Genomic DNA, 11510 nt, shown 5'->3' with positions numbered 1-11510 from the left:
CATTTATATATTTACCACTGATTTTAGAATACATCATATATAATAATTCGTCAAGTAGTTATTATTTTAGGTATCGAACCTAAAATAACAAGGACTATTCATATCCAACTTATAGAAAATAGGAGAATTACGCCCTTTTTGTTAAATTGGAAATTTATCAGTCTTCCATTATGCCCATCATTTTAAATATGTATTATTTAAATGAACCAATTGTCATATATCATACCGCTAAATGCGAAAAAATTTGTAATGATGTGGGCTATTGTAACAACTTTAATGGACTTTGTCTTATATACAATGAATCCCCAAAGAAATCCCATAAACACAGCACCTCCGATCAATCTAGCAAAGCCACCTTGATATTTCATATCTTTGAGAATATACAATGCGATATGCCAAAGGCCAAAAAGTAATGTAGGCAAAATGTATCCCCTTAGGATGTTATTAGGGAATGTACTTACAAATACACCTCGCCAAAACAACTCTTCTACGGTTCCATTGATAAGCGCATAAAGAAAAGCGATTCCAAACACCTGTATTGGAATAACTGTTATCTTCGGGATAAACACTGCAAATAATGTTCCGACGCACGGTATAAACGCAAGTATTATTAAAATCCTTTTATTTATTGTTAAGATTGGTAGTGAATGTTTTGCATAAACGTTTTTTATGCCTTTACGTCCGCCAAGAAAATAAAAGGAAAGCGGAATACAGAAAACGCACCAATAAACAAGCGATGTCAAGATATACGAAAATGTTTTGTTAACGACATTTCCTATCAAGAGGGAGAAGATAATCATCACTGTTACAAGTAAAGTTGCAATAAAAAATAATATATTTTTTTTAATTTTTGAATGTTCCATATTTATTCCCTTCGTGCTCACCTGCACGCCAAATTACTACTTATAAAATTTAACTCTAAATTGAAAATTTGTTCAGGTGTCAAAATCTTCAGACTTAAAATTGCTATAATAGCGTCCTCGTTTTGCTGTAAATTTTAATACACAATAATCAGGGTCAGTAATACCTTGTTTATAGTACATGGTATCACCTTCCTGCCATAATTTTTCCTTTGCTTCCTGTGTTTCAAGGACTCCTATTGTTCCAACAAGGCTTGCCCCTCGGGAAAATCGTTTATCAACAAAGTATATGCTTGCTTTAGGATTTTCCCGAAAATATCTAACTTTATTTGATGATGTATTTGTTGAAAACCAAAATATTTTAATGCTTTCACGTTCCCGTGGGGATAACATTGCCTTACTTATAGGAAATCCTTCATTATCTGTATAGCTAATAATTGTCATATTACTTTTATCAATCAGATTACCAATTGTTTGCCCTGGATTTCTCATTATTAAAGATCCCTCCTGCTTATATTTTCTTTTATTTTAACAGGCCTAACTACAAAATTACTATTTATGTTTGTGCCAATTATAAAAATCTTTTAGTTCTGCTTTACGTTCCTGTGGTAAAGCTGTTTTCTTAACACCGTGAATTGCACCTTCTAATGCCAACAATCTATGAATACATGCAGAAGCATCAATTTCCTGTATTTTCAGCCACGCCCGTTCTGCACCAATATCTCTTAATTCAGCATAAGTAAATATGCCCGCTTCATTCAACTGCCTTTCAACTTCTTTTCCTATATTAGGCAGTTTTGATAATTCTCCCATAATAAAACTTCCTTTCAAATTTACAATTTTATATTACTCAAGCTTAAATTGGAATTCATCATAATTCCGAATCGATATTTATTTGGTTCTCGATAAATGCTTTAGAAATGAGCATAGCTTGAATTATGGATTCGAATCGACTGAATTGTGAAGTTCCTTTTTCGTATTTACTTTGCGCTTTTGTAGTTTTATTTATGATTGAAACCACAGGAGGTAGTGCTTCTCTCAGTTCTTTGCTTGTATAATTTATTGTTTTATCATTCATAAGAAGGGCCTTGGAAATATAAAGTGCTTTAATTCTATTTTTTAAGAGCGAATATTGAGATGTTCCCTCTGAAAACTTAAGTTGAATTTTTTCACATTTAGTAATAGTGGAAGATAATAAGAATATGGCCTTTCCCAATTCTTCTTTGTTAAATTTCATCATGATACCTCCTTATAAATTTCCTGTTTACCTTCAAGTTATGTTACTCTTTACTTTATAATACTTCACTTTTCAGATTATCATTTATAATTTCCAACTAACACTACTGAAAATTACTGTCCGTTTTAAGAATAATCTTTCCAACTTTATATATCTCAATTTCTGCAATATAACATGTTTTGCCTCAAGTCAATGATGATCTCCCGTTTCACAGCACCATTTTGCGATGTCTGCAATCAGTTTCAATGGAAGCGGCTTATTATATGGCAGCCGCACAGTGCCTTTACTTGTTTTATATTCCGTCAAACGGCTGCTGAAATTCTTGATAGCTTTATCACCAGGGTACAATCCGATATGATTTTTAAATGCAGCAAAATGAATGATGTTGTGCTTGTTCCAGTAAGTCGGCATACTCCAGGAGATACGCTCCTGTGCCTCTGGCAGTACGCCGCGAATGGTATCCCTGACCTGGTGCAAAAGCGGCTGAACACTTTCAGGCTGTGCAGCAATATATGCATCAATTGTTTTCGGCGGCTGGCTGCAAAAATGATCTTGATTCCGGTTCTTGAATTCACGTCCGCATTTTGGACATTTCCACATGAAATATTCACCTCGCCCTCTCCTTAATAGTAACTTTTACGCTGTCTCCCGGCTGCTTGCCTATTTTGGCTCGAATGTCCTTCCGCAATCCTATGATGTAACACACCGAATTGTCGGCGTTCTTCATTCCCCTGTTAACAATGCTCCCGTCATAGGGTTCTCCATCAAAAGTAGCATGTACTTTTACTCTACCCCTGCCGAATTCTGTTTTCACATCATAAGGGAATTTCACATATGCGCCGTCTATGTGGGAGACTTTCTGAATGATGGCTTCAAATTCATACATCTTTTGATTCATATATAGCTTTATATGATATACACTTAGTAAAATCCTGTGTAATCATATACTCCTTTCCATTCTAATCAACTTACAAATTACTGGCTGAATATTTTAATCTTTATCTTATAAGTGCTTAATTTTACAAATTTACTATTTACATTACTCAGCCTTAAAATTGGAATTTGTCAGCTTTATGTTACACTCATAACAAGTTATTTAGTCAAAAGATCGCATTTACTTTCTCAATATTTTCTGCATTGTTTTACCTTTAGCCAGCTCATCAATTAATTTATCTAAATATCGGATTTGTCGCATTAATTCGTCTTCTATCTCTTCCACCCGATGTCCGCAAATTACTCCTTTAATGAGTGAAGCATTGGGATTAATATGAGGGGCTTGTTTAAAGAAGGTTTCCATATCCACTTCATTAATTATCTGCTGCTGTAATGAATGCTCATCATAACCGGTAAGCCAAAAAATGATTTCATTTACCTCTTTTTTTGTTCTTCCTTTTTTCTCTGCTTTTTGTATATACAGCGGATAGATACTTGAAAAAGGCATTCTAAAGACTCGTGTTTTCTCCATTTTGAAATTCTCCTTTGCTTTTTATAAAAATAATTACCACATTATTTTATTTTCTCATAAACTATTGATTTTGTATAATATAATCTCTAATATTGTGTCTACCATATGAATGGAATTAAACGATATGGCACCTTTTCACAATATTCATCATACCCCGATAAATTCTCAGATAAAAATTTTTCTTCACGAAGAAGCCTGGCTATAATAGTAGAAGTTAAAGCTACTACACTAAGTAATGCCCAATATGACCCTAATGCAATTGGTGAAAACATCATCATCAGTATTGCTCCAGAATACATAGGATGACGAACTATCGCATACATTCCAGTTGATATTACTTTCTGGTCTTTATTAACCTCAATTATAGCTGAAGTATAACTGTTCTCTTTGAATACAAGAAATACTATGAAAAACCCTACTATGACAAAAATATTTGCTAATAGACTAATATATATGGGAATATTCGACCAATGAAAACGATAATCAAATCCTGCAATAATATATATAAAGCAGAAAAACACACTTGCCATTGCTTGTATAGTTTTTTGGCTCTTTTCCTTCTCAGCAGTTAAACCTGCTTTAAGCCGTCGTTTTAAAAGTTTCTGGTCGTTTTTAAATAAATATACAGTAATCAATATTGTTGAAACAGCAAAAGTAAGCAAATAAAGCCATGCCTGCAAGTAATTAGCTGTCCATGCAGGTAAAAAAATAAATATTCCCATAGTAACTATAAGCATTATAAATCCAGATATAGTTTTTCCAACTATATTATCCATATGATCACCTCAATTATCAGTTTTATTTATAATTATATCTCATGGATAGCAATAAAATACGTAGACTTGTCAATAAGGTGAAACCCATTCCTTTTTGACAATAAGTCCTTGAGAATTTACTTTTTGCATATTTGAATTTACTATTTATCTTTCGCTAGTTGAAAGATAAAAAACATAATAGAGCCAAATATTAAAATTCTATTTACTTTTTTAATTTTCATTTACATAAACCATATTTCTTATAGATATCTAAAATTATGGGCTGCTTTCCTGCAATATACGAGTCTATATCTTCTGGATATTTCAAAGCCATCTCTTTTTTTATTAAACTATAACTATCTCTATCTTCTTTATGCTGTCTTAAATAATCTCTAAATGTTATATGCCGATGCAATTCCTCATTGTCTTTATCACATACATATAAATGGTGTGCCATTAAATGTAATTTATTTTTATAAGCAAATGCTTCTCTGCCAGATATGTCTAAATTTCCTTCATATATATATCCAATAGACTCTAATGCCTTTTTTACTTCTTCAAAATTTTTGTCAATCACAACATCTATGTCAATGATTGGTTTTGCCGTCAATCCCTCTATTACATGTTTAGTTCTCATTAAAGTCTCCTCCAATAAATTTAATATTCATATCACTCAATTTTAATTCGGAATTCATTTATTAAATGAACCAATTTCAATAAGATTGCCCTCAGGATCTGCAATATAACATGTCCTTTGCCCCCAAGGCTCTGTTATTGGTTCCATCACTGTTTCTGCTCCTTTAGAAATGACATTTTCATATATTAAATCTACATCTTCATGTTTGGGAACACTTAGAGCAATCTCATAATGGCCATTTATACCCTTAGCATAATTGAATCGTTTATTTGTCATCTTTTCAAAATCATTTCTTCCGTAAAACATAAACAATACTCCATCTTTTTTCAACATTACATTTGACTCTTTTCCGTCCCAATCAATTTCAAATTCAAGGACATTTTTATAAAATTCAACCATAGTTCTCATATCACTAACAAATATTCCAATACCATCTAATTTCATTTTAATTTTCCTTTCAAGTTATTTTTTCTTTTTCACTTTCAAAGTAGGAAGTTCTTTATAAATCCCCGTAATCAGCTGATATAGAAACTCCTTATTATCAACATCCTCAACCAAAAACATTGGTTTTGCACCATCATAAGGCAACTCCTCGATTGGCTTAACCATCAAACGTTTGCTCGCATTGGTTATTTTAACTAAAAAACGATCATCATATATTCCCCCAAAAACCTTTCCTTGAAAATATAAGATATATTCTCCCATCATTCTTCTATAGGAAATATTGTTTAGTATATCTAATTGTCCAATAATAAAATCTAAATATTCTTGACTAGAAGCCATACCTTACTCCCTTTCAATTTACTATTTATGTTTGTGCCAATTATTTTGTTTTATAAATATTTTTGCATATATTTGTATATAATTGAACTAAACAAGCTCCTATTACTCCGAGTATAAAGTTATTAATTATATTATTTTTTAGTTTAATAATATCGAATCCTATAGTAAAAATTAAAAAGAATATAAGGAATATAATTAAAAAGTTCATTACTTGAAATAATTTACTACTTTTCATGCATTATCACTCCATTATTCATGATATTTTACTCTTGCATATCAACTACTAATAAAACCATTTTAATCTCATTTTCAAATTTACTGTTTACATTGATAATAGGTTATTTGAGCCAATAGTCCGGCCGTCTCAGCACCTCTGGCAGTTTTGTATGAGAATCTCCTTTAGCCGTATTGAGCTGAGCCTGAGTAAGGAATATACTATTTGTCAGATCAGCTCCGCTGAGATCCGCATCCCGCAAATCAGCTCCTATTAGGTCAGCACCACTTAAATCAACTCCTCTAAGATTTGCAGCAATAAGACATGCCCCTCTCAAATCTGCACCTTTAAGATTAGTTTTTCTCAGATCTGCACCAAAATAATCCGAATGGCGATATCTGCCGTTCCTATTTTTTACAGGAGTATCCCTTCTTCTGCCAGCTTTAGCACGTATCAGCTGGCTGGTATTTTTAAGCAGCAGGTTGACCTTGGCTCTGTGTGCTTCCAAATCCAGTGATGAAAGAAAATCCGCGTCAAGAAGGGTAAGTCTTTCAGTATCATCCAGCAATGAATTTATCTTCTCCCGGATACTTGTTTCATTTTGCAGGGTAGACGCTTCTGTTAAATACCATATCATTTCATGAAGCTGTCTCATGATTAAAAAAACATCAAACATCTGTTTTGCAGTTTCTGGATAACTTCTCCAATCCCTTCCGCTGTAGGTTATCTGAGAAACTTTCTGACCTGCCCCAAAGCAGTGATAGGCACTGCATCCTTTAAGGCCCTTTTTCCTGAGTTGTTTGTGAACAGAACATTTAAAGTCAGATTGTAAGTTTATGCAGGATTTGCCGGCTTCTTTATTGGTTGGGAAACCTTCTGAAGCTGAAAAATACAACGCCACACAACATAGGCCGAAACATTTTTTACAATCCACCTTCAATTCTTTAGTACGTTTATCTTCATCTGTATAAATCATATTTATTTACCTCATAATTTTCAATTCAATATAGTCTTATATTGAATTCATTATAACATAATTTACAAAATATCCGGCAATATTATAAATTCAAGTCATGGCATCAATGACATCAAATTTCATCTTCTTCTTTGTCCAATTTTTCTGATATCTTTTTTTGTCTTCTTTTGTTTAAAATGTGTACAAGTGAAAGTCCTAAAAAGCATACAAATTCTACGGAATATTGTGAAAAAAGTGCATCAAAAGCATATTGCTGAACAAGTACCGACACAAGCAGTACGATAAGCAGTATACTGCAGGCATCACTTTGAATTTTACGTCTTTGAGCTGCAATTTAATTTACAATTGAGGATATTGATGCCAACCTCACTTTTTACCTTGATTCCCTTTTAGATTCTTTCATCAGTAACCACGTAATATATTTTTAATATATAGATGATATAGTAAAGATACAATTGCAATTATTTGAAAATCACTATTATGATGGGGGAAATTTAAAATGAAAAAACTCACAAAATATCTGTATATAATATCCTTTGATGGACTTGCAACTTTAGACTTTGACTACATTTCTTCCCTTCCTAATTTCAAAGAATTCCTATCTCAAGCTTCTTACTGTAAAAAAGTATACAGCGTTTACCCGTCTCTTACCTACCCTGCCCATGCCAGTATTGTCACAGGAAAATATCCTAAAAATCATGGAATAATAAATAACACGCTATTACAGCCCAATAGAGAATCACCGGACTGGTACTGGAGCAGACATTATATAAAGGGAGACACTATCTATGATCTGGCAATAGATAAAGGCATGACGGTAGCGTCCCTGCTGTGGCCGGTTACAGCAAAATCCAGAATACAGTACAATATGCCTGAAATTTTTGCCAACAGATTCTGGCAGAATCAAATTATGGTGTCTTTACTAAATGGAAATCCTCTATTTCAATTTCAGCTCAACCGAAAATTCGGATCTTTGAGAAACGGTATGAAGGAACCCGAATTAGATGACTTTATCCACAAATCATTTCTATATACCATAAAAAACAAAAAAACCGATATAACATTTGTCCACTACTCAGATTTGGATTCCATGCGCCACTGCAGCGGATTTTATTCTGAAGAGGCAAAAAATGCACTTTTGAGGCATGATAAAAGACTTGGTGAGATAATTTATACCTTGAAAGAAAATAATATGTATGAAGACAGCACAATAGTAATCCTGGGCGATCACAGCAGCATGGATGAAAATAAAATCATAGACCTGAATGTATTGTTAAAAAGCAATGGATACATTGATGTGGACAGCAGTGGAAAAATAAAAAACTATAGGGCAATAGCAAAAAACTGTGACGGTTGTGCTTATATTTATCTAAAAGATAAAAATGACAGCACATTGACAGATACTCTTTATTCACTGATAGACAATTTCAATAAAGAAAATCCCTGTATAGAGGAAATATACAAAAAGGACACTGTAGTGAAATTAGGCGCTGATCCAAATTGTGCTTTTATGGTTGAGGCAAAAAAGGGATTTTATTTTCTTGATGATGTAGAAGAGGACATAATAAGGCATGTAGAACCTGGAGATATAAATAGATTTCGTAATATCACAAAGGCCACTCACGGATATTCACCCTATAAAAAAGACTATACAACTGTCTTCATGGCAGGTGGCAGAGGAATAAAGAAAAGTGTCGTCATAGATACCATGAATCTGGTTGACGAGGGACCAACCATGGCAAAATTACTTGGAATTGAGATGAAGGATGCGGACGGAAAAATTATTAACGAAATATTGGAATAAGATGGAAATGCTGCAGCAGTTTTCGAATAAAAAATTCTTCTAAGTAAAAACTATAATGAAGGAGGTGTCTTTATGCCAAAATCAACACCTGATAAAACCAAGGATATAAAACAAAAAAAAGGCAAAAATACTCATCCTATAGGTAACAGTGATTTTGAATCAAAAACACATTGGAAAGTTTACAGCAGTGAAAAAGGCTACCAGATTTGCGGAAGGGATACCCATAGTGATCAGTAATTTTTATCTTTAAAAAAATGAGCAGCTCTTTCCGATTTTGTATGTAAGGAGCTGCTTCTATTGTCTGAACTTTTTCTGCAGGAAGTTTTGATAATTAATAATACCTATTTTGAGATGGCATATAGAAAATATGAGTCTACCCAATCATTGAAGTTTTTGGATATCATGCTTTTATCTATATCTCCAAATGTTACACCATTATTTTCCACTAAATACACAAATTTATAGTTGGAGATATCAAAGGTTTTTATATATTTAAATTTTAACTTATGGTAACAGCTGTGGGTTCCTGCATAGTAATTTGCCGGAATGTACTTCACTCCATAATAATTTTCGCCGTCATAGATCACTTTGGCTATATCTGTATAACCATCTGTGTTTTTATGGACAATTTTAATGGATGCTTTTTTCCCCTTTTCAGTATCAGATACAAATTTATCTGCTAACTTGCCGCCGGTGATGATTAGCCCATCACCGTCAAGAATACAAGCATTTTCAAGGGTATTTTGCAAAAAATATTTTTTGACATCCACAGATACTTCATTCTTAATACCTTCATATAGATTTTGAGAAACAATCAGCCTGTGAATTTTTTCATATGTTTCTTTCGTAATTTCATTTATAAATTCATAGGGCTTTTCCACATAGTACCTGCCGAATTTCTCGTATATATAATAGGTTTCACTGCCAAGCTTTACTTTATCGTAATCTGCTGTTGACGGTACATCATTTACATTTTGAATATCTGTCTTTTTACCGGTATTTAATAAAATAGGAAGAGAATTATCCGTTATAAACACACTCATGATTTTACTATATAGTGCATCAAATCCTTGAAAAGTAGAAGAACTTTTCCATGGATCTTCAGTGATGATGTCGTTTGCCCAGTCCCTATCCCGCTGAATCGTGCGCTCATGCTGGCCTTGAGTTAAAAGTACAAATCTCACATATCGGACATTTTTCACCAGTGCAAATATCACAGCGTTTCCGGCACAGGCAGCTCCTTTACTATACTGGCCACCTTGCTGCTATCACCTACATAGGGCGTTCTGTATTTATATATTTTTTCTGAAAATTTATTTCCTTCCTTTGAAATATGAGATGGATTTGTGATAAGACCAATCCCTATACATACCACGGCTGTTATGGCTGCTAATACTATCCAAAAACCAGGTTTTTTATAATTAAGTACATTTTTAATCCTCGTCTTGGTATTGTTTTCTCCAAAAGCCAATGGACTCCCCTTTATAACCCTTTTGTTTACTGCAAGAGACAGCAGTGATGTGCTGTAATCTTTTTTGATATACGAACCAAGTTCTTTAAGAACCCGTTCATCACAGGACATTTCCATATCTCTGCACATAAGCACAAAACTAAACCATACAAAAGGATTGAACCAATAAATGCATAATACCATAAATGCAAGTGGTTTATAGAGCAAACCTGTCAAGAACATTTTGAGATATTTTTTCTGATTATAATTGATATAGTGTATAATTGAAATATATCCCGCCCCTATTTAAAAAATCTACAATTATAAAAAAGAGGTGTTTTTTATGGAAAATGAGAAAAGCAACTATGTGCTCTGCTATAAGGATTTGTGTGAGAAATTCAGTCAGCGTTCCCCGAAAGAAATTGCCTGCAAGAGTGGAGCTCAATACGATGCTGAAAAAAATCTCTTTACCTTGAAGTATTTTAACAGAGAATACTTGATTTCATATCCCGAAGGATCTATTACATTAAAAAATTGTAATGACATCGACTTATCCCATAAATACAATTCAATATCAGACAAAATATTGATTATGAGCTATCTCTACAGGTGCAGCAAAAGTGGATTGACAGGCAAATGGGTGCCTTACAGGGAAATAAAAGGTGTGGGCTACGCCTATGATTTCTTTGCAGGTTACGGCATAGATAAACTGACCAAATTTTTTGGCCATAACGGAGAACTGTTCTTGAAAGCCGGAGAGAAACTAAATGCTGAAAAACTTTCTCTGGGAGATATGGCGCTGCAGTTTAACATATTTCCAAATGTACCCGTTGCAATGGTTTTATGGCTGGCAGATGAAGAATTTGAAGCTCAGGCAAATATCTTTTTTGACTCTTCTGCTTCGAAAGAAGTCCATATAGAGGATTTGGCCTCCTTGTGTTCAAAAGCGGCTGATGAATTGATTAGAAGTGCAAAACAAGTAAAATATTTTTAAAAATGTTTACATATATATGAATAAGTGCTATTATATATGTGAAAAGTAAATAGTATTGTTTGTGGGGGGACCTATTTGGTTGAGAAGGTAAAACCTGACCCTTTGAACTTGACGTAGTTAACACTACCGTAGGGAAGCAAATCATTTAAAGTATGTATTCAAGGAGTGTTTTCATAAACACTCTTTTTTATTTGAAAAATATAATGTTACAGGGGAGCCCATACTGATGGGCTGAGAGTAAGATAATATCTTTTACCCTTATAACCTGATTTGGATAATGCCAACGTAGGGAAATTTTGCACTGTTTTATTTTTACCGTACGGGAAGCATTTTGC

General features: G+C 33.4%; 18 protein-coding genes and 2 riboswitches. Of the genes, 3 read left to right on the top strand and 15 right to left on the bottom strand.

The features are described from left to right. Window positions 1–197: 197 nt before the first annotated feature. From CLLU_RS13140 to CLLU_RS19550, 13 genes are all read right to left on the bottom strand, one after another. Complete coding sequence (locus tag CLLU_RS13140) at window positions 198–863, bottom strand: CPBP family intramembrane glutamic endopeptidase (RefSeq protein ID WP_106010240.1); 666 nt, start codon at window positions 861–863, stop codon at window positions 198–200. A 72-nt stretch (window positions 864–935) separates the two neighbouring features. Then, window positions 936–1352 carry a pyridoxamine 5'-phosphate oxidase family protein gene (locus tag CLLU_RS13135; protein WP_106010239.1) on the bottom strand — a complete coding sequence of 139 codons (417 nt, stop codon included), beginning with the start codon at window positions 1350–1352 and terminating at the stop codon, window positions 936–938. 60 nt (window positions 1353–1412) lie between these two features. After that, a complete protein-coding gene (locus tag CLLU_RS13130; protein ID WP_106010238.1) occupies window positions 1413–1673 on the bottom strand; it encodes a TfoX/Sxy family protein in 261 nt (86 codons plus the stop codon). Between the two features lie 58 nt (window positions 1674–1731). Next, window positions 1732–2100 (bottom strand): hypothetical protein, encoded by a 369-nt coding sequence (locus CLLU_RS13125; protein ID WP_207656005.1) that lies wholly within the window; start codon window positions 2098–2100, stop codon window positions 1732–1734. 186 nt (window positions 2101–2286) lie between these two features. Continuing rightward, on the bottom strand, window positions 2287–2697 hold the full coding sequence (locus CLLU_RS13120) for an iron chaperone (RefSeq protein WP_106010236.1): 411 nt from the start codon (window positions 2695–2697) through the stop codon (window positions 2287–2289). A 7-nt stretch (window positions 2698–2704) separates the two neighbouring features. Continuing rightward, window positions 2705–2995 (bottom strand): DUF1905 domain-containing protein, encoded by a 291-nt coding sequence (locus tag CLLU_RS13115; RefSeq protein WP_106010235.1) that lies wholly within the window; start codon window positions 2993–2995, stop codon window positions 2705–2707. Between the two features lie 216 nt (window positions 2996–3211). Continuing rightward, on the bottom strand, window positions 3212–3562 hold the full coding sequence (locus CLLU_RS13110) for a DUF2200 domain-containing protein (RefSeq protein ID WP_106010234.1): 351 nt from the start codon (window positions 3560–3562) through the stop codon (window positions 3212–3214). A gap of 98 nt (window positions 3563–3660) precedes the next feature. Continuing rightward, window positions 3661–4338 (bottom strand): methyltransferase family protein, encoded by a 678-nt coding sequence (locus tag CLLU_RS13105; protein WP_106010233.1) that lies wholly within the window; start codon window positions 4336–4338, stop codon window positions 3661–3663. A gap of 217 nt (window positions 4339–4555) precedes the next feature. Then, the gene (locus CLLU_RS13100) at window positions 4556–4954 is read right to left on the bottom strand and encodes a GrpB family protein (RefSeq protein ID WP_106010232.1); all 399 of its coding nucleotides are present in this window, start codon (window positions 4952–4954) and stop codon (window positions 4556–4558) included. A 54-nt stretch (window positions 4955–5008) separates the two neighbouring features. Beyond that, window positions 5009–5398, bottom strand: coding sequence for a VOC family protein (locus tag CLLU_RS13095; RefSeq protein WP_106010231.1), 390 nt, complete (start codon window positions 5396–5398; stop codon window positions 5009–5011). An 18-nt stretch (window positions 5399–5416) separates the two neighbouring features. Beyond that, a complete protein-coding gene (locus CLLU_RS13090; protein ID WP_106010230.1) occupies window positions 5417–5737 on the bottom strand; it encodes a TfoX/Sxy family protein in 321 nt (106 codons plus the stop codon). 338 nt (window positions 5738–6075) lie between these two features. Beyond that, window positions 6076–6927: a pentapeptide repeat-containing protein gene (locus tag CLLU_RS13080; RefSeq protein WP_106010228.1), complete on the bottom strand. Its 852-nt coding sequence runs from the start codon at window positions 6925–6927 to the stop codon at window positions 6076–6078. A 112-nt stretch (window positions 6928–7039) separates the two neighbouring features. Further along, window positions 7040–7261 (bottom strand): DUF6773 family protein, encoded by a 222-nt coding sequence (locus CLLU_RS19550; RefSeq protein ID WP_337955493.1) that lies wholly within the window; start codon window positions 7259–7261, stop codon window positions 7040–7042. Window positions 7262–7426: 165 nt separating this feature from the next. Between CLLU_RS19550 and CLLU_RS13075 the strand changes: the two genes are divergently transcribed. Both CLLU_RS13075 and CLLU_RS18760 read left to right on the top strand, forming a co-directional pair. After that, window positions 7427–8731, top strand: coding sequence for an alkaline phosphatase family protein (locus tag CLLU_RS13075; RefSeq protein WP_106010227.1), 1305 nt, complete (start codon window positions 7427–7429; stop codon window positions 8729–8731). 72 nt (window positions 8732–8803) lie between these two features. After that, a complete protein-coding gene (locus CLLU_RS18760) occupies window positions 8804–8968 on the top strand; it encodes a hypothetical protein (RefSeq protein WP_158255928.1) in 165 nt (54 codons plus the stop codon). Window positions 8969–9072: 104 nt separating this feature from the next. Here CLLU_RS18760 and CLLU_RS19185 read toward each other — a convergent pair whose 3' ends face one another. After that, window positions 9073–9948, bottom strand: a complete 876-nt coding sequence (locus tag CLLU_RS19185; protein ID WP_242977622.1) for a DUF5301 domain-containing protein — start codon at window positions 9946–9948, stop codon at window positions 9073–9075. After that, on the bottom strand, window positions 9945–10424 hold the full coding sequence (locus CLLU_RS19180) for a M56 family metallopeptidase (RefSeq protein WP_242977621.1): 480 nt from the start codon (window positions 10422–10424) through the stop codon (window positions 9945–9947). Before CLLU_RS19180 ends, CLLU_RS19185 begins: the two co-directional genes overlap by 4 nt. 100 nt (window positions 10425–10524) lie before the next feature. Between CLLU_RS19180 and CLLU_RS13065 the strand changes: the two genes are divergently transcribed. Beyond that, on the top strand, window positions 10525–11175 hold the full coding sequence (locus tag CLLU_RS13065) for a DUF3786 domain-containing protein (protein ID WP_106010226.1): 651 nt from the start codon (window positions 10525–10527) through the stop codon (window positions 11173–11175). Between the two features lie 53 nt (window positions 11176–11228). Beyond that, a riboswitch (TPP riboswitch) is annotated at window positions 11229–11328 on the top strand. Between the two features lie 47 nt (window positions 11329–11375). Further along, window positions 11376–11485: riboswitch (TPP riboswitch) on the top strand. The last annotated feature ends 25 nt before the right edge of the window (window positions 11486–11510 follow it).

The organism is Clostridium luticellarii (assembly GCF_002995845.1).
Lineage (GTDB): Bacteria > Bacillota > Clostridia > Clostridiales > Clostridiaceae > Clostridium_B > Clostridium_B luticellarii.
This window is presented reverse-complemented; position numbering and strand designations above follow the sequence as displayed.